This is a genomic window from Sphingomonas sp. SL1004 (assembly GCF_057815015.1).
In genome coordinates this window covers 2,904,440-2,928,229 of record NZ_JBYMUX010000001.1, presented here as the reverse complement: position 1 = coordinate 2,928,229, position 23,790 = coordinate 2,904,440, and the positions used below count along the sequence as shown (strand labels likewise).

Genomic DNA, 23,790 nt, shown 5'->3' with positions numbered 1-23,790 from the left:
CGCCTTCGCGGGTGAACGAGGTTTAGTCTAGCGCGGGCGGATTGCCATGCGCGACGATCCAGTCAATCCTCTCCCGCAAGGGGGAGGTGGCGCCGAAGGTGACGGAGGGGGAGGACCACGCAACAGACGTTTCGCTTACCTCCCCCTCCGTCTGGCTAGAGCCAGCCACCTCCCCCTGCCGGGGGAGGATCGTTTTAAATCAAGCCGGCAGCTCGCCGCGCATGCGGAGGAAGTCGAGGACGTTGAGTAGCGGCATGCCGAGTACCGTGAACTGGCTGCCCTCGATCTTGGCGAACAACTGCGCGCCGGGACCCTCGATGCGGTAGCAGCCGACGCAGCCGGCGATCGCAGGCCATTCCGCATCGAGATACGTCTCGATGAACGCATCGGACAGCGGGCGGACGTGCATCTTCGCGCGTTCGACGTGGCGCCAGATCGCCTTGCCGTTCTCGGCGATGACCGCGGCGCTCCACAAGTCGTGTCGCTTGCCGGACATCAGTCGCAGATGCGCCGCCGCGTCGGCGCGGTCGACGGGCTTGTCGAGGATGGTGCCGTCTTCCAGCGCGACCAGCGAGTCGCTGCCGAGGACGAGATAGCCGGGCATCCTTGCGGAAACCTTCAGCGCCTTCAGTTCGGCCAGCGCATCGGCGAGATCGCGCGGCAACAGGTCGCGCAGCGCCGCCTTCGCCGCATCCTCGTCGACGCCGGCGAAGGTCGCCTCGAACGGTACGCCGGCGGCGGTCAGCATCGCGCGACGCGAGGCGCTTTGCGAGGCGAGGATCAGGCTCATGACTCGACCTTCGGAGCGGCGTCGGCGCGGCGCTGGTTGCACAGGGCGATGATCGCCGCCGCGGTTTCCTCGATCGAGCGGCGTGTCACGTCGATCACCGGCCAGCCATTGTCGGCGAACATGCGGCGCGCAAAGGCGAGTTCGCGCATCACCGCTTCTTCCTCGACGTAGGACGTGTCGGGCTGCTGGTTGAGCGACAGCAGGCGGTTGCGGCGGACCTGGATCAGCCGATCCGCACTGGTCGTGAGGCCGACGATTAGCGGGTTGGCGAGCTTGTAGAGGTTCAGCGGTGGTGGGCTTTCCACGACGATCGGGATGTTGGCGGTCTTGTACCCGCGGTTGGCGAGGTAGATCGAGGTCGGCGTCTTCGACGAGCGCGATACGCCCGCAAGGACGATATCGGCCTCCTCCCATTCTTCCGAGGCGATCCCGTCGTCGTGCGCGATCGTCCATTGGATCGCGTCGACGCGCGCGAAATACGCGGCATCGAGGACGTGCTGGCGTCCCGGCCGCGCCTTCGCCTGCTGTCCGAGCAAGCCGGAAAGCGCGTCGTTGACCGGGTCGAGAGGGGCGACTGCGGGCAGCCCAAGCGCGAGGCACCTTTGCTCCAGGATCCGCCGCGTCGCGGGGTTCACCAGCGTGAACACGACCAGCCCCGGGTTCTGCGCGATCTCCTGGAGAATGCGCTCAAGATGCGCCTCTGTGCGGACCATCGGCCAGAAATGGCGGACCGTCTCGACGTCGTCATATTGCGCCAGCGCCGCCTTCGCGATGTTCTCCAGCGTCTCGCCGGTCGAATCCGACAACAAATGAAGGTGGAGCCGCATCATCGGCGGTTTATCCCCAGCGGGCGTGCCTGTGGGCGTGAATCTGTGGATAACATGGGGAGAACGGCTAGCGTAACTCGTCCGCCTCGCCAAGCGACGGGTTCGCCGTGGATAACACCGATTCTATCCACACCGCCGCGCACAGGGGCGGATTTTATCCACAGGCTGTGGGTAACGGGGAGCCTTGAATCGAATCAGCGCGTTTGTGGCGGTGCGCGAGGGTCAAGCTGTTGGCAATTCCGGGATCACCGCATAAGTCCCGGGTTCAACCGCCCAACCACTGCAACAACCTATTTCTTGAATCTTCTTATAGTAGAAGAAGGGTGCTCCGCTGACCGATCCAATCCCCAACTCGTCTGCCTTCAAGCCGCTGCTGGCGACCCTCCGCGGTGAGCGTCAGGCCGTGCCGCCGCTGTGGCTCATGCGGCAGGCGGGGCGGTATCTCCCCGAGTATCGCGAACTCCGCGCGGAGAAGGGTGGGTTCCTCGCGCTCGCGACCGATCCTGAAGCCGCCGCCGAGGTGACGCTCCAGCCGATCCGTCGGTTCGGGTTCGACGGCTCGATCCTGTTCTCGGACATCCTGATGATCCCCTGGGCACTTGGACAGGATTTGAGCTTCGGGGTCGGCGAGGGGCCACGGCTCGAGCCGGCGTTGGTCGACCATGCGCTCGATCGGTTGCAGCCGGTGATGGGGCGGCTGGAGCCGGTCTACGGCACCGTCGCAAAGGTCGCCGCAGCCTTGCCACCCGAGACGACGTTCCTGGGCTTTGCGGGGTCTCCCTGGACGGTCGCGACCTATATGGTGGCGGGGAAGGGCAGCAAGGATCAGTCCGAGACGCGCCGTTTCGCCTATTCGGACCCGGCCGCGTTCGGTGCGATCATCGATGCGATCGCCGACAACACCGTCGAATATCTCGCGCGACAGGTCGAGGCGGGCGTCGACGTGGTGCAACTGTTCGACAGCTGGTCTGGGTCGCTATCGCCCGCGCAGTTCGAGCGCTGGGTGATCGCGCCGACCGCGTCGATCGTCGAGCGGCTCCACGCGCGTTGCCCTGGCGTGCCGGTCATCGGCTTTCCGAAGGGGGCGGGGGGCAAGCTTCCGGCTTACGCGCGTGAGACCGGCGTCGATGCGATCGGGCTGGACGAGACGGTCGATCCGGTCTGGGCGCACGCTTCGTTGCCTACGGACATGCCGGTGCAGGGCAATCTCGATCCGCTGGCGTTGATCGCTGGCGGGGCGGATCTCGATGCGGCGATCGACCGCATCCTCGCGGCGTTCGTCGAGCGCCCGCACGTCTTCAACCTCGGCCACGGCATCCTTCCCGACACGCCCATCGCGCATGTTGAGCAGCTGATTGCCCGCGTAAGGAGCACGACATGAGCGGTTTTCTCGGCGCTGCGTATGACTGGGTGAAGGCGGCGCATCTGATCTTCGTGATCTTCTGGATGGCGGGGCTGTTCATGCTGCCGCGCTATCTGGTGTATCATCAGGAGGCGCTGGCGGCCGGCAACACGACCGAGGCGGCGAACTGGGTCGAGCGCGAGAGCAAGATTCGGCACATTATCCTGACGCCGGCGATGATCGTCGTCTGGGTGCTGGGGATCGCGCTGGCGTTGAACCTGGGGTTGGCAGACGGCGCGCCTGGGCTCGGGTGGCTGCACCTGAAGCTGCTGCTGGTGGTGCTGCTATCGGGGTATCACGGCTGGGCGGTCGGCTATGCTAAGAAGCTCGCGGCGGGAAAGCCGACGCTGACGGGGAAGCAGTTGCGGATGCTTAACGAGGTCCCCGCGCTGGCGGTGACGCTGATTGTCGTGCTGGTGATCGTTAAGCCGTTCTGATCTTCCTGATCCTCCCCCGCCAGGGGGAGGTGGCGCCGAAGGTGACGGAGGGGGAGGACACGGAGCAGAGGTGGTCGCCTCCTCCCCCTCCGTCTGGCAAGTGCCAGCCACCTCCCCCTGGCGGGGGAGGATTGAAGGGGCCGCTTGACTTGCCCGCCCCCCAATTCTACCTCCTTCTCCCAACACGGCCTCCTGGCGTCCTGCCCGGTCGTGTTTTGCCAGACTCGTCTCGCCCAGTTCCGCTTCCCAAGCGCACCGCCGACCGAGCGTTCTCCCGTTGATTGCTATCCGGAAATCCCCATGCATCTCAAAGACCTGAAGAAGAAGAAACCCGCCGAACTGGTCCAGCTGGCCGAGGAACTGGGGGTCGAGAGCGCCTCGACGCTGCGCAAGCAGGACCTGCTGTTCGCGATCCTGAAGGTGCAGGCGGACAATGGCGACCAGATTATGGGGCTCGGCACGATCGAAGTGCTGCCCGACGGCTTCGGCTTCCTGCGCTCGCCGGAATCGAACTATCTCGCCGGCCCGGACGACATCTACATCTCGCCGAACCAGGTCCGGAAGTTCGGCCTGCGCACCGGTGACACGGTCGAGGGCGAGATCCGCGGGCCGAAGGATGGCGAACGCTATTTCTCGCTGGTGAAGCTCACGGCCGTCAATTTCGACGACCCCGACGTCGTCCGCCACCGCGTCAATTTCGACAACCTCACGCCGCTCTATCCCGAGAGCAAGCTGACGCTCGATCCCGCCGACCCGACCGTCAAGGACAAGTCGGCCCGCGTGATCGACATCGTCTCGCCGCAGGGCAAGGGCCAGCGTACGCTGATCGTCGCGCCGCCGCGCGTCGGCAAGACGGTCATGTTGCAGAACATGGCCAAGGCGATCACCGACAATCACCCCGAGGTGTTCCTGATCGTCCTGCTGATCGACGAACGCCCCGAGGAAGTCACCGACATGCAACGCAGCGTGAAGGGCGAGGTGGTCAGCTCGACGTTCGACGAACCCGCGCAGCGCCACGTGCAAGTCGCTGAAATGGTGATCGAAAAGGCCAAGCGCTTGGTCGAGCACAAGAAGGACGTGGTGATCCTGCTCGACTCGATCACGCGTCTCGGCCGTGCCTACAACACCGTCGTGCCGTCGTCGGGTAAGGTCCTGACCGGCGGTGTCGACGCGAACGCGCTGCAGCGTCCGAAGCGCTTCTTCGGTGCCGCACGCAACATCGAGGAGGGTGGTTCGCTCTCGATCATCGCGACCGCACTGATCGATACGGGCAGCCGCATGGACGAGGTGATCTTCGAGGAGTTCAAGGGCACCGGCAACTCGGAAATCGTGCTCGATCGCAAGGTCGCGGACAAGCGCATCTTCCCGGCGCTGGACGTCGGCAAGTCGGGCACGCGCAAGGAAGAGCTGCTGGTCGACAAGGCCAAGCTCAGCAAGATGTGGGTCCTGCGCCGCATCCTGATGCAGATGGGCACGATCGACGCGATGGAGTTCCTGCTCGACAAGATGAAGGATTCGAAGACCAACGAGAATTTCTTCGATTCCATGAATCAGTGATCGAATGCGGCCCGCTGCACGCTGCAGCGGGACTCGCATCGATCCGGCCGGCGGGGCAAGGCCCCGACCGACGACATGGGCTTTGCCCATGTCCGCCAAGCAGACCAAGCGGCACGCGAGAGCAATGGCTTTCGCGTGCCGCTTCGCTATTAATCCCCCAATAATCCGTCACCGGGAGCTGACATCTTGAGTATCATCGCCATGCTGGCCGCCGCCGCATCGAGCACCGCGGGCCCCGGCTCGCCGCTGGAGATCTGGCAGCACATCGTCGCCGACTTCTCCAACCTCGGCGACCCGAAGGCGCTCGCCGCGTTCGGATCGGTCCTGATGATCGACCTCGTCCTCGCCGGCGACAATGCGATCGTCGTCGGCGCACTTGCCGCCGGACTTCCCGCCGACCAGCGCAAGAAGGTCATCCTGATCGGCATCGGCGCGGCGCTCGTCCTGCGCATCTTCTTCGCGCTGATCGTGACGTGGCTGATGGGTATCGTCGGCCTGATCTTCGCGGGCGGCCTGCTGCTGCTCTGGGTCAGCTGGAAGTTCTACCGCGAAATCCGCGAGGGTGCGGAGAACGCCGGCTCGGAGGAAATCCAGGGCGACGAACGCTCAGGCATCAAGTCGTCCAAGGGTTTTGCGAGCGCCGCCTGGGCCGTCGCCGTAGCCGACGTCTCGATGAGCCTCGACAACGTCCTGGCGGTCGCCGGCGCCGCGCGCGAGCATCCCGGCATCCTGGTCATTGGCCTGCTGCTGTCGGTCGCGATGATGGGCCTTGCCGCGAACTACATCGCGCGCGTGATCAACAAGTATCGCTGGATCGCGTATATCGGCCTGGCAGTGATCCTCGTGGTCGCGCTGAAGATGATCTACGAGGGCTGGGCCGGCACCGGCGAAACGCTCGGGATCATCACGCTGCTGCGCTGATCGTGTTGCAGTTGGGATAAGAAAAGGGCCTCGCCGGATCACCCGGCGAGGCCCTTTTCATGTCTCCATCCATTCTCCGTCATGCCGGACTCGTTCCGGCATCCACCGTTCCGCACGCTCGAGAGTCGTGAGTTCGCGGGACCGTGGACCCCGGAACAAGTCCGGGGTGACGCGAGGGGTCAGGCGAGATTCTTTGCGAAGAACTCGACCGTCCGCTCGTCCGCCAGTTTAGCCGAAGCATCCGACCGCCGATCCCCGAACTCGGTCGCAAACCCGTGATCCTCGCCGGCGTAATCGTAGATCGTCACCTTCGGATGATCGTCCAGCCCGGCATGCATCGCCGCCTGCGCGGCCTTGTCGACGAAGTGGTCCTCGACCGGCACGTGCAACAACACCGGATGTGCGATCGCGTGCCTCTCGCCCAGCAGGCCGTCGATCCCGACGCCGTAATAGCCGACGCTGGCATCGACGTCGGTCCGTGCGGCGGTCATGAACGCGAGCCGCCCGCCGAGGCAGTAGCCGACGACCCCGACCTTGCCGCCTTCGCCAAGCTCTGCCCGCGCCGCGCGGATCGTCGCCTCGATATCGGCGATGCCCTTATCCTGATCGAACGCGTTCATGTATCCGAACGCCTGCTGGAGCTGCGGCTCGATATCCGGATCGAGTTCGATCCCGCGCTCCAGCCGCCAGAACAGGTCGGGTGCGATCGCTAGATAGCCAGCCTCGGCGAGCGTATCGCACTTGCGACGGATGCCGGCGTTCACACCGAAAATCTCCTGGATCACGACGATCGCGGCTTTCGGTGTGTCAGCCGGCACGGCACGATAAGCATGGAAATCGCCATCGCCTGCGAGCGTCGAAACGGTCGTCGTGTTCGTCATAGCAATCCTCCTTGCGGCCGCTCATGGTCGAGCAGCATGGATTTGGTGATCGGGCCGTTGCCCGCGGAATACGCACCCAGCGCTCCACCGGCGCCGAGGATCCGGTGACAGGGGACGACGATCGGAAACGGGTTGCGCGCACATGCCTGGCCGACCGCGCGCGGGCTCGACTGGATCGCCTTGGCCAGCGCGCCGTAGCTGGCGGTCGCGCCATAGGGAATGTCGACGATGCCCTGGCGAAGCATGGTGCCACGTTCGGTGGGCGAGGGCGCTAGCGGCAGGTCGAACGCGGTCAACCGCCCGGCGAAATACGCGTCGAGTTGCCGAAGCGCCTCCCGCACCGCCGCAGCACCGCTCGGTACCACGTCACCGGCCGCGAGAATCTCGATCGCGTCGATCCGGTCCGCGGAACCGGTCACGCGGACCAGCCCGATTGGCGTTGCGATCGAGGCTGCATCGCGCGCATACATCCACGCGCTATGCAGCGCCCCGATGGGCGGCTCAAGCCTGATCTGGGATGCGGCGTATGAAGATGAATATCGAGATCGAATGCACCCCCGAAGAGGCGCGCCGCGCGGTCGGTCTGCCCGATCTCACGCCGATCCACGATCGCTACGTGGCAATGATGATGGAGGCAATCCCCGATGGGCAGCTGAAGCCCGAAATGCTCGAATCGATGATGCGAGGCTGGCAGCCGATGGGCGAAGCGGGGATGGCGATGTGGAAGCGCCTGTTCGACGGCGCAACCAAAAGCGGCTGAGTTTCACGTGAACACGATCTTTGCGGTCTCGAGCGGGCGGCCGCCCGCGGCGATCGCCGTCGTCCGGGTGAGTGGACCGCAGGCGTTCGCCGCGGCGGAAGCGCTGGCCGGGCCGTTGTCTGCGCCTCGTCATGCGAGCCTGCGCGGCTTGCGTGACGCGGAGGGTGCGTTGCTGGACCGGGCGTTGGTCATCGTCTTTCCGGGACCGACGACGGCGACGGGCGAAGACCTGGTCGAGTTTCATTGTCATGGCGGGCGGGCGGTGGTCGCCGCGGTCGAGCGCGCACTGTCGGCGGTTCCCGGGCTCCGTCCGGCAGAACCCGGCGAGTTCACCCGCCGCGCCCTGACCAACGGCCGCATCGACCTGACCGAGGCGGAGGGCCTTGCCGACCTGCTCGAAGCGGAGACCGAGGGCCAGCGCGTCGCGGCGATGACGGCAGCGGAAGGGCGCGTAAGCCAAGCAGTCCGCGGCTGGATGGATGCGGTCGCAATGCTGTCGGCGCGGATCGAGGCGATCCTCGACTTTGCCGACGAGGACGACGTCGCGAGCGATAGCGCCGCCTTCGACGCGATCGTCGTGGCAATCGACATGCTGGCCCGAGAGATCGAAGCCGTCATCGACGCGCCCCCGGTCGAGCGGCTCAAGGACGGTCTGCGCGTGGTCATCGGCGGACCGCCGAACAGCGGCAAGTCGACCCTGCTCAATCTTCTCGGCGAGCGCGACGCGGCGATCGTCTCTCCCATCTCGGGCACCACGCGGGACCGGATCGAGGTACCGGTGATCCGCGATGGGGTCGCCTATGTGCTGACCGACACTGCCGGCCTGATCGATACGCTCGACCCGATCGAAGCGATCGGCGTCACGCGCGCGGAAGGCGCGCTGGCTGCGGCGGACATCGTACTGTGGCTCGCCGATACCGCACCCCCGCGTGCCGACGCAATATGGATTCATGCGCGGGCCGACCTGCCGGGGCGGGGGGGATTGCCAGCCGATCGGACACTGGCAGTTGCGCAAGACGATCGTGTCTCGCTCGATCTGCTCTGGTCCGAACTCCACCGGCGCGCGATGGCGATGCTGCCCCGCAGCGACGGCATCGCACTTAAGCAGCATCAGCGGCGGCAATGTGCACAAGCTGTCGAGGCTCTACGATCCGCCAGTTCCGATCCGCTCATCATCGCCGAGCACCTCCGTCAGGCACGATCGATCCTCGCGGGCGTTCTCGGGCTCGACGCGACCGGTGAGATGCTCGACGCCCTGTTCGGACGATTTTGCATCGGGAAGTGATGTTCCACGTGGAACATCTTTGACGCGCACACCCCGTCGCTCTAGGGCGATGACATGTTCGATGTAGTGGTGGTTGGCGGTGGCCATGCCGGAACCGAAGCCGCGGCGGCGGCGGCGCGCAGGGGCGCGCGCACTGCGCTTGTGTCGTTCGACGGGCGGCACATTGGTGCGATGTCGTGCAATCCCGCGATCGGTGGCCTGGGCAAAGGGCACATGGTTCGCGAAGTCGATGCCTTCGACGGCCTAATCGGACGTGCGGCGGATGCTGCGGCGATCCACTACCGGATGCTCAACCGCAGCAAGGGATCGGCCGTGCAGGGCCCGCGTATCCAGGCCGATCGCAGGCTCTATTCGGGTGCGATCCAGTCGATGCTGGCTGCAACCGCCGGGCTGTCGATCGTCGAAGGGGAGGCGATCGCGCTCCATTTCGAGGGCGGTCGTATGGCGGGCGTCGTGCTGGCCGACGGCGCGATCGTAAGGGCTCGCGCGGTCGTGCTGGCGACCGGCACGTTCCTCGGCGGCCGAATCTTCCGCGGCGATGATCGCGAAGAGGGCGGTCGGATCGGTGAGCGTGCGGCCAAGCCTCTGGCGGATCAGTTGCGCGCACGCGACCTGCCGATGGCCCGACTGAAGACGGGGACGCCACCGCGATTGGACGGCCGGACGATCGACTGGGGCGCGCTCGCTGAGCAGCCATCGGACCTCGATCCCTGGACGATGTCGCCGATGACCCGCTCGCGTCCGCTTCCGCAGATCGCCTGCGCTATAACGCGCACGACGGACAGGACGCACGCGATCATCCGCGAGGCGTTCCATCGGTCGCCGCTGTTCACCGGAGCGATCGAAGCGGCGGGGCCGCGTTACTGTCCGTCGATCGAGGACAAGGTGCACCGCTTCGGCGATCGCGACGGGCACCAGGTGTTCCTCGAGCCCGAGGGGCTCGATGACGCGACGGTCTATCCCAACGGCCTGTCGACATCGTTGCCAGTCGAGGTCCAGGCCGAGATGCTCGCCAGCATTCCGGGGCTCGAGCGGGTCAAGATGACGATGCCCGGCTATGCGGTCGAATATGATTACATCGATCCGCGCGCGCTCGACACGCGGCTGGCGCTCGGTGCGATCGACGGCGTGTTCTGCGCGGGGCAGATCAACGGCACGACCGGGTATGAGGAAGCGGCAGGGCAGGGGCTAGTCGCCGGGCTCAACGCCGCAGCCTATGCGTGCGACCTGGCGCCGGTGATCCTCGATCGCGCCTCCAGCTATCTCGGCGTGATGATCGACGATCTCACGCTCCAAGGCGTGACCGAGCCCTATCGCATGCTGACCGCGCGCGCCGAGTTTCGCTTGTCGTTGCGTGCGGACAATGCCGAGACGCGGTTGAGAGCTATTGCCGAGGCGGCGGGCTGCCTCGGGCCAGAGCGGCTTGCGCATCAGCACGCACTGGCTGAAGACCGAGCCCGATTCCGCGCGTCGCTCGACGGCGAGCGGACGGCGACCGAAGTGGCTGACCAAGGCGTTGCGATCGGTCGGGATGGTGCGCGGCGGACTGCGTTCGACTGGCTCCGCTTCGAAGGCGTGACACTCGCTCACGTCGCACCCGACGCAGCGCAAGGCATCCCGACGTCGGTCGTTGACGAAGTGTTAGAGGACGCGCGCTACGCCCCGTATATCGAACGCCAGGCGCAGGAGGTTGCGCGGCTACGTGCCGACGAAGCGATCCGCTTGCCCGAGGACCTCGCCTATGATCGCATACCCGGCCTGTCGAACGAGATGATCGACCGCCTGACGACCGCGCGACCGACCTCGCTGGCGGCGGCGGCGCGGGTGCGCGGGATCACTCCGGCGGCTTTGTCGGCGGTATTATTGCATACGAAACGAGTGCCAGCATGACCGAAGACGACGCACAGAGCTGGACGACCGAGCGGTTCGGGGCGGAGGCGACCGAGCGCCTGGCGGCGTTTGTCGCGATGGTCGTCGAGGAAGCGCCGCACCAGAATCTAATCGCCCCCTCGACGATCCCGACGATCTGGGACCGGCATGTGGTCGACTCGCTCCAGCTCGTCGCATTGGCGGGCGCGGAGTCGTCGGCCAAGCGCTGGCTCGATATCGGTACCGGTGGCGGCTTTCCAGGGATGGTCGTTGCGCTGGTTCGTGAGGGGCCGGTCGATCTCGTCGAACCCCGGCGACGGCGCGCGGACTTCCTACAGCTCTGCGTCGCGCGTCTCGGCCTGGGCGACCAGGTCCGCGTTCACGCCTCCAAGGTCGAAAACGCCAAGGCAGACGCGACGATCATTTCCGCCCGCGCGGTCGCGTCGTTGCAAAACCTTTTGCGTGGCGCGGCACACTGCGCCACAACGGAGACGCGGTGGTTGCTTCCTCGGGGGCGTTTTGACGAAGAAGAGCTGGCCGCGCTCAAGCAGCATTGGCGGTTTATGTTCCACGTGGAACAAAGCGTCACGAACCCGGAGTCGTCGATCGTGGTTCTGGATCGGGTAAGCGCGCGATGATCACCATCGCGGTCGCCAATCAAAAGGGCGGGGTGGGCAAGACCACCAGCGCCATCAACCTTGCGACCGCGCTCGCGGCGACGGGGATGCGCGTGCTGCTGGTCGATCTCGATCCGCAAGGCAACGCATCGACCGGACTCGGAATCGGCCATTCGCAGCGCGAGCGGTCGAGCTACGACGTGCTGGTCGGCGAGACCTCGATCGCAGAGGCGGTGGTGCATACGCGCGTACCAAGGCTCGATATCGTGCCGGCGACGGTCGACCTTTCGGGCGCGGAGATCGAACTGGTCGATTTCGACGCGCGCACGCACCGGCTCGATCGTGCGGTGAAGGCGGCGCAGGGGCCGTGGGATATCGCGCTGATCGATTGCCCGCCATCGCTAGGGCTGCTGACGATCAACGCGATGGTCGCGGCGGACTCGCTGCTCGTGCCGCTGCAATGCGAGTTTTTCGCGCTTGAGGGATTGTCGCAGTTGTTGAGTACGGTCGAGCGGATCCGGCAGCGGTTCAATCCTGGACTGTCGATCCTGGGGGTGGCGCTGACGATGTTCGATCGGCGTAACCGGCTGACCGACCAGGTCTCGGCGGATGTTCGCGCTGTGCTGGGCAAGGTCGTGTTCGAGACGGTGATCCCGCGCAACGTGCGGCTGTCCGAGGCGCCAAGCCACGGGTTACCCGCTCTGATCTACGATCACCGGTGTTCGGGTTCGCAGGCGTATATTGCGCTCGCACGTGAACTTATCGGCCGGCTCCCGGCAACAGCGCAGGCGGCGGCATGAGCGACGGTAACAAACGCGGGCGTCCAGGGTTGGGCAGGGGCCTCAACGCACTGCTCGGCGAGATGGCGCGCGAGACGCCGGTGTCCGCCGATGGTGCAGCGCAGCAATCGTCTGGCGTGCGGATGCTGCCGGTCAGTTCGCTGTCGCCGCATCCCGATCAGCCGCGCCGGCATTTCGACGAGGCGATGCTCGACGAACTCGCCGCGTCGATCGCGTCGCGCGGGCTGATCCAGCCGATCGTCGTTCGGCCGCACGGGCATGATTTCCAGATCGTTGCGGGCGAGCGACGCTGGCGGGCGGCGCAGCGCGCGCGGCTGCATGAGGTGCCGGTCGTCGTTCGCGACTTCGACGATGCCGAGACACTCGAGATCGCACTGATCGAGAACATCCAGCGCGAGGACCTCAACGCGATCGAAGAGGCGCAGGCCTATCAGCGGCTGGCGGGCGAATATGGGCATACGCAGGAGGTGCTCGCCAGGATCGTCCACAAGTCGCGCAGTCATGTCGCGAACCTGCTGCGGTTGCTGGAGCTGCCGGCGCAGGTGCAGTCGCAGGTGGTCGATGGATCGCTGTCGATGGGGCATGCTCGGGCTTTGCTCGGGTCACCAGATGTGGAGTCGCTGGCGGACCAGGTGGTCGCGCGCGGACTGTCAGTACGCGAGACCGAGAAGCTCGCGCGCGATGCGAAACCGGGGCGGAGCCGGAGCGGGAAGCCGTCCGAAGCGCGGATTCCGGATGCCGATATCGCGGCGCTGGAGCGGCAGTTAGCCGATCTACTCGGGTTGCAGGTCCGGGTAGCGCATACCGAGACCGGGGGGACGTTGACGTTGAGTTATTCGACGTTGGACCAGCTTGATATGGTGTGTCAGCGGCTTACCGGCGGGGCGATCTAGGGCGAGAATACGCGCGCGCGAATTATCCCTTCCGTTCGTGCTGAGCAAAGTCGAAGCACCAGCGTAGCGGACCATCCTTCGACTTCGCTCAGGACGAACGGGTGATGGGGGAGGGAGGACCACTAATCTCCGTCATCCCGGCGGAAGCCGGGACCCACGGTTGCGGTCCGCTTCGTTAGTGATCGTGCTCTATCCATGGGTCCCGGCGTGCGCCGGGATGACGGAAGGTGGGGGGCGGGAAGCGGAGGCAGACGCGCGTTAGTTCCGCCGTGCGATCGCCTGAGAAAGCGCCACCACCACCGCCTCGGCCACAACCCCGCCGGCATTCCCCGACGCCATGATCGCGCGCTCCGCCGTTCGTACCCGCTGGATTGCGGTCGCCAGCATGACCGGGGACCAGCGGCGCAAGGACCGCGCGGTGCTCGCCTCTTCCTTGAAGAACACGCGGTGGCGTTTCATCACCGCGTCGACCGTGTCCCCCCGGTCGATCTCGCCGCGCATGTCGGCCAGCGCGATCAGGCGGCGGACGAGTTGGCGGAGCCACGGGATCGGCGACGTACCCGCCTCTTCGAGCACGGCGAGTTCGGCGCCAAGGTCATCGACCCGCCCCTCGATCACCGCGTCGATCGCGCGGCTCATCTCGGCATCCCCGAGGTCGGCGCCGACCGCGTCGAGCGCGTGGTGATCGAGATCCGCCGGCCGGTCGGGCGCGGCGTCGAGGTACAGCGCCAGCTTCTCGATCTCGCGGCTGATGACCGCGCGATCGCCGCCAGTCGTGTCGACCAGCCGTCGCGCGACGCCGGGTGCCGGGCGGAGGCCGTTCGCGCCCGCGATGGTCGTCGCCAGCCGTTCGGCATCCTGCGCGGTCGGGGCGTAGCAGGCGAACGCCATCGCGCGCGGGGAGTCGATCGCGAGCTTGACGATCTTGGCGGTGGATTTGACGGTCGGGGCGATCGCAACGACCGGGTTGCCGACGCGCTCGGCCGCCAGCAGGTTGGTGAAGGCTTCGAGGCTTTCCTCGCCGGCCGACGCGACGCGGACGAACCGGGCGCCGGCGAACAGCGACAACGAGGCGGCTTCGTCGGTCAGCCGGCCCGGGTCGCCCTTGAGCATCGAGCCGTCGAGATCGACGCGCTCGGCATCCGCCCCCATCGCCTTGGCGAGCACGCGCGCGAGGTCGCTCGCGCCCGCCTCGTCGGGGCCGTGGAGCAGGTACAGACGGATGTCACCGTCCGGTTTGGCCAGCGCACCGCGGATCTGGCCGGCGCTGGCCTTCACTTTGCGGGTGTAGCGCCCTGCGCCGCCGGCGTGTTGCGCGCATACAGCGCGACGCGCGCAACGATCTGGTCGGCGACGATCTGCGACAGGCGTTCGAGCGCGGTATTCTCCGCCGCGATCGTCGCATATTCGGAACGGACGACGTCGATACCAGCGTCGGAGCCCGCGGTCGCGTCGAGCAACACCGAGCCATCACCGATCCGGACAAGCTGGTAGCGCGCGCGCAGGGTTCGGCGTTCGCGCGAGACGCTGTCGTCGGTACGGACGCCAAGCCCGCTGATCTGGTCGTCGAGGCGGATGTCGATCCGGTACAGCGCCGGCGCGCCGTTCGACGGCAGGCGGTCTCGTAGCGCCGTCGCCATCAGCCAGCCGTTCTTGCCCTCGATCGGCGCGATCTCGACCTGGCCGAGTGTACCCGCAACCGGTCCGCTGCTGCCGCCCGCATACAGCGGATGCAGGCCGCAACCGGACACCATGGGCGCCAGCATCAGCGCGCTGAGGATCGCTAGGCGCTTCATGCGACGATGTTCACGAGACGGTCGGGCACGACGATCACTTTCCGGGGCGGCTTGCCCTCGAGCAGGCGGACGATCTTTTCGGAGGCGAGCGCGGCGGCTTCGACCTCGTCCTTCGGCGCGCCCTTCGGGAAGACGAGCGTGTCGCGCAGCTTACCGTTGACCTGCACCGCGATCGTGACCTCGTCGTCGACCAGCATCGCCGGATCGACGATCGGCCAGGCGGCGTCGGCGATAAGGCCGTCGTTTCCGGCGGTCGCCCATGCTTCCTCGGCGACGTGCGGGACCATCGGGCTGACGAGCAGCAGCAGCGTGCGGATCGCCTGTTCGCGGTCTGCGGAGGGCGCTGCCTTCTCGATCGCGCTGCACAAGCTGTAGAGCCGCGCGACGGCCTTGTTGAACTGCAAGGCGTTGATATCGCTTTCGATACCCACGGTCGTGCGGTGGCAAAGTTTGCGCAGCGCAATGTCGTCGCCCTCGGCCTCTGCCGCATCGTCCGACTCGATCAGGCGCCAGAGACGCTGGACGAACCGCCACGCGCCTTCGATGCCGGATTCGCTCCAGGGGAGATCGCGCTCCGGCGGCGAGTCGGAGAGCACGAACCAGCGCACCGCGTCGGCGCCGTACTGGTCGACGATCGGCTCGGGATCGACGGTGTTCTTCTTCGATTTCGACATCTTCGTCACGCGACCGACCGTCACGGGGCCCCCGGTCGCGATCTCGATATACCCCGCATCGGTCTTGCGGACCTCGTCGGGAGACAGCCACTTCGTCTTCACCGGCGCGTCGCTCGAATCGTCGTCGTCGGTGTCGACCTCCGGCTGCGCGTCGCCTCGGCTATACGTCTCGTGCGTCACCATGCCCTGCGTGAACAGCCCGGCGAACGGCTCGGCGATGTCGAGCATGCCGATATGCTTCAGCGCGCGCGTCCAGAAGCGGGCGTAGAGCAGGTGCAGGATCGCGTGCTCTACACCGCCGATATACTGGTTGACCGGCAGCCACTTCTCCGCGCCCGTCCGGTCGAACGGCTTGGCGTCCGGCTGGCTGGCGAAGCGGATGAAATACCACGACGAATCGACGAACGTGTCGAGCGTATCGGTCTCGCGCCGCGCGTTCGCACCGCAGGACGGGCAGGGAACGTGCTTCCAGGTCGGATGGCGATCGAGCGGGTTGCCGGGGATGTCGAAGCTGACGTCCTCGGGCAGGACGATCGGCAGCTGATCCTTGGGCACCGGCACCGCGCCGCACGCGTCGCAGTGGATGATCGGGATCGGCGTGCCCCAGTAACGCTGGCGGCTGACGCCCCAGTCGCGCAGGCGGAACACGGTCGTGCCCTTGCCCCAGCCTTCGCCCTCGGCGCGCTCGATCACGACGCGCTTGGCGTCCTCGATGTCGAGCCCATCGAGAAAGTGCGAGTTCACGATGGTGCCGGCGCCGGTCCAGGCGGTGTCGCCGACGAACACGGGCGCCTCGTCATCGCCTTCGCTGACGACGCGCTTGACGGGCAGGTCGTATTTGCGCGCGAAATCGAGATCGCGCTGGTCGTGCGCGGGGACGCCGAACACCGCGCCGGTGCCGTATTCCATCAGCACGAAGTTCGCGATGTAGACCGGGAGTTCCCAAGCCTTATCAAGCGGATGCACCGCCCGGATGCCGGTGTCGAACCCGAGCTTCTCCTGCGTGTCGAGTTCCGCCGCGGTGGTGCCGCCACGCTTGCAGAGTTCGATGAAGGCCGCGGCGTCGGGGTTCGTCTCGGCGATGGCGCGCGCGATCGGGTGATCCGCGGCGACCGCGACGAAGCTGGAGCCGAACATCGTGTCGGGGCGGGTGGTGAAGACCTCGACGAATTCCTCCCCGGAACGGGGAGGGGGACCATCCGCAGGATGGGGGAGGGGGCTGTCAACGGGCGCTGCCGTATGTGGCGCGCCCCCTCCACCCCCGGCTTCGCCGGCGGTCCCCCTCCCCGTGCCGGGGAGGATTGCGAACTTGAACTGCAGGCCCTGGCTGCGGCCGATCCAGTTTTCCTGCATCAGCTTGACCTTGTCGGGCCAATGCTCGAGCGCGCCCAACCCGTCGACCAGCTCGTCGGCAAAGTCGGTGATCTTCAGGAACCACTGAGACAGCTTCCGCCGCTCGACCAGCGCGCCAGAGCGCCAGCCGCGACCGTCGATCACCTGCTCGTTGGCGAGCACGGTCATGTCGACCGGATCCCAGTTTACCGCCGATTCCTTGCGGTACACGAGCCCCGCCGCGAACAGGTTGAGGAACAGCGCCTGCTCGTGGCCGTAATATTCAGGCTCGCAGGTCGCCAGCTCGCGCGTCCAGTCGAGCGCGAAGCCGAGCCGCTTCAGCTGCGCCTTCATCGTCGCGATGTTGGCGCGCGTCCAGTTGCCCGGATGGACGCCCTTTTCCATCGCCGCGTTTTCGGCGGGCATGCCGAACGCGTCCCAGCCCATCGGATGGAGCACTTCCATGCCCTTCATCCGACGGAACCGCGCGAGCACGTCGCCCATCGTGTAGTTCCGGACATGCCCCATGTGGATGCGCCCCGACGGATAGGGGAACATCTCGAGCACGTACGATCGCGGCTTGGTCGACAGGTCGTCGGCGGCGAACGTCTTGCGTTCGTCCCAGACCTTCTGCCACGCCGCGTCCGCCTTCAACGCATTGAAACGCGACGCCATTATATCAGTCCTCAGCCCGCGATCGAGGCGCGGCGCAGGTCGCGGGCCTTGGTCAGGATAATGTCCTCGAGCTTCTGCGTGGTCGCGGCCTGGACCGGCGACGAGACCCACTGGCCGTTGCGATTGACTTCGCGGAGGGCAGCGACGCGCAGCGCATCGGCGCGCAGATCCTGGTCGAGGATCGACACGGTCACCTTCATGCGCTCGGTCGGCGTCTGCGGGTTGATGTACCAGTCGGTGACGATCACGCCGCCGTTGGAATCGGTCTGGAGCAACGGCATGAAGCCCAGCGTGTCGAGGCTTGCGCGCCACAGATAGCTGTTGACGCCGATCGTCGTGATCTTCGACGCGGCGAGATCCGCCTTGGGACGCGCGGAACCGCCGCCGCCGCAAGCGACGAGAGGCAGGGCAAACAGCACGACTGCGATACGCGAGCGGCGGAACATGGGCATCATCCTGGCAAGAAAATCAGCCCTTGCTCTACAGGCGAGCCCGCGTGCCCGCAAGCAGACGCCGGCGTGGACGACGAGCGTATCCGCGGGGGGCTGCCCCGACTGCGAGAACAACCGATTCGGTAGCGCTATCGCGGCGATCTGTGTGCTGATTGCAACACTGTCCGACAATTCGGCGACGAAGGGTGGGAATGGGCGGTTCTGCGGCCTTTGCTGGGGATCAATTCATGTTAGATGCTGTTTAACAGGATCCGATTACGGGATTCGAAGGACAGATTCGTTGTGATGACGCGTGGGGGAATATTCGGGGTGGTTGCCGGGGCGCTTGTCGCCACCGCCGCAATCGTCGCGCCCGCCTTCGGCGCCAGCGAACAGCCCGCCCGGATCGCCAAGCATAACGTCGCCGCGGTTCGCGGTATCGGATCGTTCACCCCCGCCGCCGCCGATCCCCGCCTCGCCGCGATGTTCGCGCGCGGTGGCTTCGACGCCGGCAGCTTCCGCTTTACGCCTGCCGAAACGCGGCAGGACAACCGGGCGGTGACTGTCGCGGTTCGCGCGCAGACCAACCGCGGTATTGCCAACACGGCAAGCCTGGCATCGACGGCACCAACCGTTGGTATCGCACCGATCGCGTACAATCTCGGGATGTCGGTCGGCTGGAAGCGGTTTGCGATCTCGGGTGACGTGAACAAGCTCGATCTGGGCGCGATGCCTGGTAGCCGCGAAGCTGCCGACCTGGCCGTCAGCTATAGCGCCAAGCGGTTCAGCGGCACGGTGAAGGCTGCAGCGGATCGTCCGCTGTCTAACGCACCGCGTCTCGTCGAGGAGGCGCCGAGCTATTCGGTCGATCTCGGCGGCTCCTACGCGCTGACTCGCAGCCTCGCGGTTACCGCCGGTGTGCGCTATCGGTCGGACCGTGAGCGCTTCGTGAAGGTCGACGATGACCGCCGCGACAGCCAGGCCGTGTATCTGGGCACAGCCTTCCGCTTCTAGGCGTCCTGCAAAGTGGTACTTTGCAAGAATACCGGACCTGATCGTTGCGGAAGCAGACGATCTTATATCTCGTCCTCGTCCATCGCCGCCTTTGGCGTCTCCTCTCCCAATGGAGGGAGGGAAAGGGCCCGCGCCGGTTTGGTCGTGGGAAGGATGATAGCGGCCTTACGTGTCGAACACCCTAAACCCTAAACCCTAAACCCTAAACCCTAAACCCGTGACCCCTCGCCCCCATCCGTCACCCTAGCGAAAGCTAGGGTCTCCCGCGATACGGGCGACGATAGCCTCATGAAGAGATCCCAGCTTTCGCTGGGATGACGGGGCGGGGGGCATCGCCTTTGAAAGGGCTTTTCGGATTTACCCGACCCAGGCGTCGATCGCGGCCCAGCCATAAAACCCGAACCGCCGCATCCTCTGCCACCGCGATTCGTCCATCCCCCCAAGCGCGATCACCGGCACCCCGAGCCCGCGCCCGATCCGCATAGCGCGCGCCGCACCTAACCCAACCGCACCGTCATGCGACCGCGTGGCATAAACCGGCGACACTAACAGGGCATCCGCCCCCGCACGCACCCCAGCCAGCGCCTCCATACGCGAATGCGCGGGCCAGGTCCTGATCCCACGCGTACCCGTTCGACCGTGAACCCCATCAGCGAGGATCGAAGATCCTCCAGCCACGACCACGACCAATCCACGCGCCCGCGCCAGCCGCAGGACCCGCCGCAACACCGCCCGCCGCTCGCCCGCAGGCGTCGCAAAATGCCGGAACACCACCCCCGATCGCGGCGGCAGTCGCCGCAACGCAGGCCACAAGGCGTCGCCCATCCGTTCGTCAGTCATCAGCCAGCGGACGGGAATGGGGTTACGACGCGTCACGTCGCTGCCTATAGCGCCCGGCATGACATCTGACGACACCACGCCACTCGAGTCCATCCGCACCCGGATCGCCAAGGCCGCCGAGATCGCCGACCGCCGCGTGACCGATATCACGCTGATCGCGGTCTCCAAGACGCACCCGGTCGCGGCGATCGAGCCGCTGCTCGCACAGGGCCAGCGCGTATTCGGCGAGAACCGCGTGGCAGAGGCGGCGGAGAAATGGCCGGCGCTCCGCGAGGCCTATCCCGACGTCGAACTTCATCTGATCGGCCAGCTCCAGTCGAACAAGGCCGCCGAAGCCGTCACGCTGTTCGACTGCATCCACGCGGTCGACCGCCCGTCGCTGGTCGAGGCGCTGGGCAAGGCGATGGCCGCGAGCGATCGCCGCCCGGACTGCTTTCTCCAAGTCAACATCGGCGACGAACCGCAAAAGGGGGGCTGCGCGATCGCCGACCTCCCCGCGCTGGTGGAGCAGGCGCGCGCCGCCGGCCTGCCGATCGCCGGGCTGATGTGCCTGCCGCCCGCCGACATCGAGCCCGCGCCGTATTTCGCGCTGCTGGCGAAACTTGCGCGGGATAACGGGCTGACCGGCCTCAGCATGGGGATGTCCGACGATTTCGAAACGGCGGTGACGATCGGCGCGAATCACGTCCGCATCGGCAGCGCGCTGTTCGGCGCGCGGGGGACGCCGGCATGACGCTCGCCGTCCGCTTCGACGCGCTCCTGTTCGACTTCGATGGCGTCCTGATCGACAGCGAATCAATCGGCAACCGCCACATCGCCGAATGGCTCACCGCCGCCGGGCACCCGACCACCGCCGAAGAGTCGATGGCGAACTTCATGGGGCTCGCCGGTCCGCAGTTCATCGACGCGATCGAGCACTGGATCGACCGGCCACTCCCCGACGACTTCTACGCAGCGCGCAAAGCCGAGGACGCGCGCGTCATGGCGGCAGGTATCGACGCGATCGAGGGCGCGGTGGCGTTCGTCCGCTCGCTGCCCGCGGACCTGCCCAAGGCGATCGTCTCGTCGAGCCCGGTCAGCTGGATCGCGCGGCACCTGGAGCATATCGGCCTACGCGACGCATTCGGCGACCACCTCTACAGCGGCCGCGAACACGTCACGAACGGCAAGCCGGCACCTGACTTGTATTTGTTCGGCGCGCGCCAACTCGGCGTCGACATCGCGCGGACGGCAATTCTCGAAGACTCCCCTGTCGGCGCGACCGGCGCAGTGGCGTCGGGGGGGTACGTCATCGGCCTGTCGGCGGGCTCGCATTGCAACGCCGAACACGGCGCGCGTCTCAAGGCGATCGGTGTCGACGCGCTGGCGGAGAGTTTCGCCGACGTGGCACGGTTGATCGGGTAAGCTAGACCCCGGTTCTGAAAGTCAGGGACAAGCCAGTATTCCGCTCCGATAGCCACACCCCCCCCCCGGCGAAGGCCGGGGTCCAGTTGCGGAACGGGAATAACAGCGGACAGACCTTCGTTACATCGGCCTTCCCGACTGGACCCCGGCCTTCGCCGGGGAGGTGCTCACTCGAGGAATACACAACCTCAACGCGTCCGCAGTGGCGATCAGCCCCGCTTCCGCCGCCAGATCGCGCCGATCCCCGCAACCAGATCATACGGGATAGCCGCCGCCTCGCGCGTCCGCATCTTGAGCTGATACCGCCGGCTCCCGCCATGCGGCACGTGGATCGCGCTCGCCGGCATGCCGAGCATCGCGAACAGCATGCGGATGCGCGGCTGGTGATAGCCATCGGTGCAGATCATGCACTGCGCGTACTGGCCGGCACGCGCGAAGGCGGTCGCCGCGACCACGCTCTGCAACGTGTCCACGCTCGCCTCGTCGAGATGGATCCGCGACCGATCGACCGTTTCCGCCAGCATTTCCGCCATCACCGAGGCCTCGGACGGCCCATGCGCACCCTTCGCGCCCGAGCAGAACAGGTCCGCATCGACATACCGCGCCGCCGCCGCCGCCGCGAACGCGATCCGCCGCGCCAAGGTCGGGCTCGGGCTACCATCGGGACGAACCGCTGCGCCAAATACCACGATCAACCGTCTGGAGGGTGAGGGTGAGGGAGGAGTCTCGGTCAGAACTGGTGCCCCGTACGATCCCGCTTCGTCGCGAGATACTGTGCGTTATGCGGGTTCGAGGGCAGGAAATGCGGCACGCGCTCGATCACCGTCACGCCCGCCGCCTCCAGCCCGGCAACCTTGGCGGGGTTGTTGGTCAGCAACCGTATTTCGCGCTGGCCGAGCAGAGTCAGCATCCGCGCCGCCACCCCGAAATCACGCGCATCGACCGCGAAGCCGAGCCGCGTATTCGCATCGACGGTATCGAACCCCTGGTCCTGCAATGCATACGCCCGCAGCTTGTTGACCAAGCCGATCCCGCGCCCTTCCTGCCGCAGATACAACAGGATACCCCAGCCGCTATCCCGGATCGCATGGATTGCGGCATGCAACTGTGGCCCGCAATCACATTTGAGGCTGCCGAGCACGTCGCCCGTCAGGCACTCGCTATGCAACCGGACCAGCGGCGGCTGGCCATTGGGCTGGCCAATCAGGAGCGCGATATGCTCATCCGCGCTCTCGGGCGACCGGAACGCGACGATCTCGGCATCCTCCGCACCCTCGACCGGCAGGCGCGCGCGCGTCGCGAGCATCAGTCGGGTTGCGTCCTCATGCGCGTCGATGTCCGCTTGGGTAATCGACACTTCCGGCTCGCCGCTGCCAAGGAAGAAAGCCGGCAACAACCCGGCAATCCGCGCGAGCCGCAACGCAGCGGCCGCTGCCGCAGGATCGGCGAGCGGAATCGTGCGAAAGGGTCCCTTCATCGGAGTCGCCAAGTCGAACTGCGGATCGGCCAGCGCCGTCGCCGCGGCAAAGTCGATCCACGGTGCACGCTCGACCAGTACGGGTTCGGTCGGGTCCGCCGCCGCCAGCTGGTTCGCGAGCTTCAGCGTCGCTGCACGTCCCGACGATATCAGCACGCCGCCATCCGCCGCCGGATCGAACGCCGCTAACCGCTCCGCATCCGCCGTCTCGACCGCCAGCAACACCAGCCCGTCGATCGCGATCGGCCACCCGCGCCGCAACGCATCCACCGCACGCGCCGCCGCGCGCGGGTTCAAAACGCGAACTCGGTCATGATCGGGACGTGGTCGGACGGCTTCAGCCAGCTCCGGCACCGCTCATACACATGGTGCGAAACCGCGGCCTCCGCTGCGGCACCCGTCGCCCACATGTGATCGAGCCGCCGGCCACGATCGGACGCTTCCCAATCCTTCGCGCGGTAGCTCCACCACGTGAACAGGCGCGCGGGGGCAGGGTGGAAACGGCGGCCGAGATCGACCCAGTCGCCCGCTGCCTGCAACTTGCCCAGCGCTTCGACCTCGATCGGCGTGTGGCTGACGACGTCGAGCAACTGCTTGTGGCTCCAGACGTCCGCTTCGAGTGGCGCGATGTTGAAATCGCCGACCAGGATCGTTGGACCGGCGAGTGTTTCCGACCAGGTCGTCATGCGCTCTATGAAGTCGAGCTTCTGGCCGAACTTGGGGTTAACCTCGCGGTCGGGCACGTCGCCGCCAGCGGGAACATAGACGTTCTCCAGCCGCACCCCATTCTCCAGCCGGACGCCGACATGGCGCGCTTCGCTGTTCGCCTGCCAGTCGAAGCGATCGTCCTCGACGATCGGCACGCGACTGAGGATCGCGACGCCGTGGTGCATGCGCTGGCCGTGCAGGACGATGTGTTCGTAGCCGAGCGCGCGGAACGCCTCCAACGGGAAGTCCCCGTCGATGACCTTGGTCTCCTGCAGGCACAGGATGTCGGGCTGCTCGTCGCGCAGAAACTGTTCGACGATGGCGATCCGGAAACGGACCGAGTTGATGTTCCAGGAGACGATCTTCACCGCCGCGATGTAGCGTTGCGGGGGGGGCGGGA

General features: G+C 66.4%; 25 protein-coding genes. 13 read left to right on the top strand and 12 right to left on the bottom strand.

Features of this window, described 5'->3' with window-relative positions; translation table 11 throughout:
• Positions 1 to 199: 199 nt before the first annotated feature.
• Both AC3D24_RS13240 and AC3D24_RS13235 read right to left on the bottom strand, forming a co-directional pair.
• Positions 200 to 790, bottom strand: a complete 591-nt coding sequence (locus AC3D24_RS13240) for a Maf family protein (RefSeq protein WP_489031329.1) — start codon at positions 788 to 790, stop codon at positions 200 to 202.
• A complete protein-coding gene (locus tag AC3D24_RS13235; protein ID WP_093398203.1) occupies positions 787 to 1,620 on the bottom strand; it encodes a pyruvate, water dikinase regulatory protein in 834 nt (277 codons plus the stop codon). The genes AC3D24_RS13240 and AC3D24_RS13235 overlap by 4 nt, the downstream gene beginning before the upstream one ends.
• 340 nt (positions 1,621 to 1,960) lie before the next feature.
• Here AC3D24_RS13235 and hemE point away from each other — a divergent pair, with 340 nt between their 5' ends.
• The 4 genes from hemE (at position 1,961) to AC3D24_RS13215 (ending at position 5,934) form a co-directional block, all read left to right on the top strand.
• A complete protein-coding gene (gene hemE, locus AC3D24_RS13230) occupies positions 1,961 to 2,998 on the top strand; it encodes a uroporphyrinogen decarboxylase (RefSeq protein WP_489033149.1) in 1,038 nt (345 codons plus the stop codon).
• Positions 2,995 to 3,456 (top strand): HemJ family protein, encoded by a 462-nt coding sequence (locus AC3D24_RS13225; RefSeq protein WP_489031327.1) that lies wholly within the window; start codon positions 2,995 to 2,997, stop codon positions 3,454 to 3,456. Before hemE ends, AC3D24_RS13225 begins: the two co-directional genes overlap by 4 nt.
• 300 nt (positions 3,457 to 3,756) lie before the next feature.
• Positions 3,757 to 5,013, top strand: a complete 1,257-nt coding sequence (gene rho / locus AC3D24_RS13220; protein WP_031395107.1) for a transcription termination factor Rho — start codon at positions 3,757 to 3,759, stop codon at positions 5,011 to 5,013.
• Between the two features lie 201 nt (positions 5,014 to 5,214).
• On the top strand, positions 5,215 to 5,934 hold the full coding sequence (locus AC3D24_RS13215) for a TerC family protein (RefSeq protein ID WP_489033148.1): 720 nt from the start codon (positions 5,215 to 5,217) through the stop codon (positions 5,932 to 5,934).
• Between the two features lie 179 nt (positions 5,935 to 6,113).
• Here the strand turns inward: AC3D24_RS13215 and AC3D24_RS13210 are convergent, their stop codons facing one another.
• Both AC3D24_RS13210 and AC3D24_RS13205 read right to left on the bottom strand, forming a co-directional pair.
• Positions 6,114 to 6,815, bottom strand: a complete 702-nt coding sequence (locus AC3D24_RS13210; RefSeq protein ID WP_489031325.1) for a dienelactone hydrolase family protein — start codon at positions 6,813 to 6,815, stop codon at positions 6,114 to 6,116.
• Positions 6,812 to 7,285: a methylated-DNA--[protein]-cysteine S-methyltransferase gene (locus AC3D24_RS13205; RefSeq protein ID WP_489031323.1), complete on the bottom strand. Its 474-nt coding sequence runs from the start codon at positions 7,283 to 7,285 to the stop codon at positions 6,812 to 6,814. The genes AC3D24_RS13210 and AC3D24_RS13205 overlap by 4 nt, the downstream gene beginning before the upstream one ends.
• Before the next feature lie 56 nt (positions 7,286 to 7,341).
• Here AC3D24_RS13205 and AC3D24_RS13200 point away from each other — a divergent pair, with 56 nt between their 5' ends.
• From AC3D24_RS13200 to AC3D24_RS13175, 6 genes are read left to right on the top strand one after another with little or no spacing between them, the layout of a single operon-like run.
• Entirely contained in the window at positions 7,342 to 7,575 is a 234-nt protein-coding gene (locus AC3D24_RS13200) for a DUF6489 family protein (protein WP_489031321.1), read from the top strand.
• A 7-nt stretch (positions 7,576 to 7,582) separates the two neighbouring features.
• On the top strand, positions 7,583 to 8,860 hold the full coding sequence (mnmE, locus tag AC3D24_RS13195; RefSeq protein ID WP_489031319.1) for a tRNA uridine-5-carboxymethylaminomethyl(34) synthesis GTPase MnmE: 1,278 nt from the start codon (positions 7,583 to 7,585) through the stop codon (positions 8,858 to 8,860).
• Positions 8,861 to 8,914: 54 nt separating this feature from the next.
• Positions 8,915 to 10,750, top strand: coding sequence for a tRNA uridine-5-carboxymethylaminomethyl(34) synthesis enzyme MnmG (gene mnmG / locus AC3D24_RS13190; protein WP_489031317.1), 1,836 nt, complete (start codon positions 8,915 to 8,917; stop codon positions 10,748 to 10,750).
• On the top strand, positions 10,747 to 11,367 hold the full coding sequence (gene rsmG / locus AC3D24_RS13185) for a 16S rRNA (guanine(527)-N(7))-methyltransferase RsmG (RefSeq protein ID WP_489031315.1): 621 nt from the start codon (positions 10,747 to 10,749) through the stop codon (positions 11,365 to 11,367). Before mnmG ends, rsmG begins: the two co-directional genes overlap by 4 nt.
• Positions 11,364 to 12,146: a ParA family protein gene (locus AC3D24_RS13180; RefSeq protein ID WP_332744945.1), complete on the top strand. Its 783-nt coding sequence runs from the start codon at positions 11,364 to 11,366 to the stop codon at positions 12,144 to 12,146. The genes rsmG and AC3D24_RS13180 overlap by 4 nt, the downstream gene beginning before the upstream one ends.
• Complete coding sequence (locus AC3D24_RS13175) at positions 12,143 to 13,039, top strand: ParB/RepB/Spo0J family partition protein (RefSeq protein ID WP_489031313.1); 897 nt, start codon at positions 12,143 to 12,145, stop codon at positions 13,037 to 13,039. The genes AC3D24_RS13180 and AC3D24_RS13175 overlap by 4 nt, the downstream gene beginning before the upstream one ends.
• A 258-nt stretch (positions 13,040 to 13,297) precedes the next feature.
• On the opposite strand, the gene holA is transcribed toward AC3D24_RS13175, so the two are convergent.
• Genes holA through AC3D24_RS13155 form a run of 4 tightly spaced genes read right to left on the bottom strand, consistent with a single transcriptional unit; the run spans position 13,298 to position 17,962 of the window.
• Positions 13,298 to 14,317, bottom strand: coding sequence for a DNA polymerase III subunit delta (gene holA / locus AC3D24_RS13170; protein WP_489031311.1), 1,020 nt, complete (start codon positions 14,315 to 14,317; stop codon positions 13,298 to 13,300).
• The gene (lptE, locus tag AC3D24_RS13165) at positions 14,314 to 14,835 is read right to left on the bottom strand and encodes an LPS assembly lipoprotein LptE (protein ID WP_489031309.1); all 522 of its coding nucleotides are present in this window, start codon (positions 14,833 to 14,835) and stop codon (positions 14,314 to 14,316) included. The genes holA and lptE overlap by 4 nt, the downstream gene beginning before the upstream one ends.
• Entirely contained in the window at positions 14,832 to 17,516 is a 2,685-nt protein-coding gene (gene leuS, locus AC3D24_RS13160; RefSeq protein WP_489031307.1) for a leucine--tRNA ligase, read from the bottom strand. The genes lptE and leuS overlap by 4 nt, the downstream gene beginning before the upstream one ends.
• Positions 17,517 to 17,527: 11 nt before the next feature.
• On the bottom strand, positions 17,528 to 17,962 hold the full coding sequence (locus AC3D24_RS13155; protein WP_489031305.1) for a DUF3576 domain-containing protein: 435 nt from the start codon (positions 17,960 to 17,962) through the stop codon (positions 17,528 to 17,530).
• A 291-nt stretch (positions 17,963 to 18,253) separates the two neighbouring features.
• Between AC3D24_RS13155 and AC3D24_RS13150 the strand changes: the two genes are divergently transcribed.
• Positions 18,254 to 18,961, top strand: coding sequence for a hypothetical protein (locus tag AC3D24_RS13150; protein ID WP_489031303.1), 708 nt, complete (start codon positions 18,254 to 18,256; stop codon positions 18,959 to 18,961).
• 357 nt (positions 18,962 to 19,318) lie between these two features.
• Here AC3D24_RS13150 and AC3D24_RS13145 read toward each other — a convergent pair whose 3' ends face one another.
• Positions 19,319 to 19,837 carry a thiamine phosphate synthase gene (locus tag AC3D24_RS13145; RefSeq protein ID WP_489031301.1) on the bottom strand — a complete coding sequence of 173 codons (519 nt, stop codon included), beginning with the start codon at positions 19,835 to 19,837 and terminating at the stop codon, positions 19,319 to 19,321.
• Between the two features lie 22 nt (positions 19,838 to 19,859).
• On the opposite strand from AC3D24_RS13145, the gene AC3D24_RS13140 reads away from it, so the two are divergent.
• Both AC3D24_RS13140 and AC3D24_RS13135 read left to right on the top strand, forming a co-directional pair.
• The gene (locus AC3D24_RS13140) at positions 19,860 to 20,534 is read left to right on the top strand and encodes a YggS family pyridoxal phosphate-dependent enzyme (protein WP_489031299.1); all 675 of its coding nucleotides are present in this window, start codon (positions 19,860 to 19,862) and stop codon (positions 20,532 to 20,534) included.
• Positions 20,531 to 21,205, top strand: coding sequence for an HAD family hydrolase (locus tag AC3D24_RS13135; RefSeq protein WP_489031297.1), 675 nt, complete (start codon positions 20,531 to 20,533; stop codon positions 21,203 to 21,205). The genes AC3D24_RS13140 and AC3D24_RS13135 overlap by 4 nt, the downstream gene beginning before the upstream one ends.
• A 209-nt stretch (positions 21,206 to 21,414) precedes the next feature.
• Here AC3D24_RS13135 and AC3D24_RS13130 read toward each other — a convergent pair whose 3' ends face one another.
• From AC3D24_RS13130 to AC3D24_RS13120, 3 genes are read right to left on the bottom strand one after another with little or no spacing between them, the layout of a single operon-like run.
• Positions 21,415 to 21,894 carry a YdcF family protein gene (locus tag AC3D24_RS13130; RefSeq protein WP_489031295.1) on the bottom strand — a complete coding sequence of 160 codons (480 nt, stop codon included), beginning with the start codon at positions 21,892 to 21,894 and terminating at the stop codon, positions 21,415 to 21,417.
• A gap of 41 nt (positions 21,895 to 21,935) precedes the next feature.
• Positions 21,936 to 22,979, bottom strand: coding sequence for a GTP cyclohydrolase II (ribA, locus tag AC3D24_RS13125; protein WP_489031293.1), 1,044 nt, complete (start codon positions 22,977 to 22,979; stop codon positions 21,936 to 21,938).
• Positions 22,976 to 23,758, bottom strand: a complete 783-nt coding sequence (locus tag AC3D24_RS13120; RefSeq protein WP_489031291.1) for an exodeoxyribonuclease III — start codon at positions 23,756 to 23,758, stop codon at positions 22,976 to 22,978. The genes ribA and AC3D24_RS13120 overlap by 4 nt, the downstream gene beginning before the upstream one ends.
• Positions 23,759 to 23,790: the final 32 nt, after the last annotated feature.

What these genes read in the sequence shown, in the direction of transcription:
- lptE (WP_489031309.1), bottom strand. Translation starts at nt 14,835, where the DNA reads ATGAAGCGCCTAGCGATCCTCAGCGCGCTGATGCTGGCGCCCATGGTG.
- rsmG (WP_489031315.1), top strand. Translation starts at nt 10,747, where the DNA reads ATGACCGAAGACGACGCACAGAGCTGGACGACCGAGCGGTTCGGGGCG.
- AC3D24_RS13210 (WP_489031325.1), bottom strand. Translation starts at nt 6,815, where the DNA reads ATGACGAACACGACGACCGTTTCGACGCTCGCAGGCGATGGCGATTTC.
- rho (WP_031395107.1), top strand. Translation starts at nt 3,757, where the DNA reads ATGCATCTCAAAGACCTGAAGAAGAAGAAACCCGCCGAACTGGTCCAG.
- AC3D24_RS13205 (WP_489031323.1), bottom strand. Translation starts at nt 7,285, where the DNA reads ATGTATGCGCGCGATGCAGCCTCGATCGCAACGCCAATCGGGCTGGTC.
- leuS (WP_489031307.1), bottom strand. Translation starts at nt 17,516, where the DNA reads ATGGCGTCGCGTTTCAATGCGTTGAAGGCGGACGCGGCGTGGCAGAAG.
- AC3D24_RS13135 (WP_489031297.1), top strand. Translation starts at nt 20,531, where the DNA reads ATGACGCTCGCCGTCCGCTTCGACGCGCTCCTGTTCGACTTCGATGGC.
- mnmG (WP_489031317.1), top strand. Translation starts at nt 8,915, where the DNA reads ATGTTCGATGTAGTGGTGGTTGGCGGTGGCCATGCCGGAACCGAAGCC.
- AC3D24_RS13240 (WP_489031329.1), bottom strand. Translation starts at nt 790, where the DNA reads ATGAGCCTGATCCTCGCCTCGCAAAGCGCCTCGCGTCGCGCGATGCTG.
- AC3D24_RS13200 (WP_489031321.1), top strand. Translation starts at nt 7,342, where the DNA reads ATGAAGATGAATATCGAGATCGAATGCACCCCCGAAGAGGCGCGCCGC.
- AC3D24_RS13140 (WP_489031299.1), top strand. Translation starts at nt 19,860, where the DNA reads ATGACATCTGACGACACCACGCCACTCGAGTCCATCCGCACCCGGATC.
- AC3D24_RS13150 (WP_489031303.1), top strand. Translation starts at nt 18,254, where the DNA reads ATGACGCGTGGGGGAATATTCGGGGTGGTTGCCGGGGCGCTTGTCGCC.
- AC3D24_RS13215 (WP_489033148.1), top strand. Translation starts at nt 5,215, where the DNA reads ATGCTGGCCGCCGCCGCATCGAGCACCGCGGGCCCCGGCTCGCCGCTG.
- AC3D24_RS13225 (WP_489031327.1), top strand. Translation starts at nt 2,995, where the DNA reads ATGAGCGGTTTTCTCGGCGCTGCGTATGACTGGGTGAAGGCGGCGCAT.
- AC3D24_RS13235 (WP_093398203.1), bottom strand. Translation starts at nt 1,620, where the DNA reads ATGATGCGGCTCCACCTTCATTTGTTGTCGGATTCGACCGGCGAGACG.
- AC3D24_RS13175 (WP_489031313.1), top strand. Translation starts at nt 12,143, where the DNA reads ATGAGCGACGGTAACAAACGCGGGCGTCCAGGGTTGGGCAGGGGCCTC.
- AC3D24_RS13155 (WP_489031305.1), bottom strand. Translation starts at nt 17,962, where the DNA reads ATGTTCCGCCGCTCGCGTATCGCAGTCGTGCTGTTTGCCCTGCCTCTC.
- AC3D24_RS13180 (WP_332744945.1), top strand. Translation starts at nt 11,364, where the DNA reads ATGATCACCATCGCGGTCGCCAATCAAAAGGGCGGGGTGGGCAAGACC.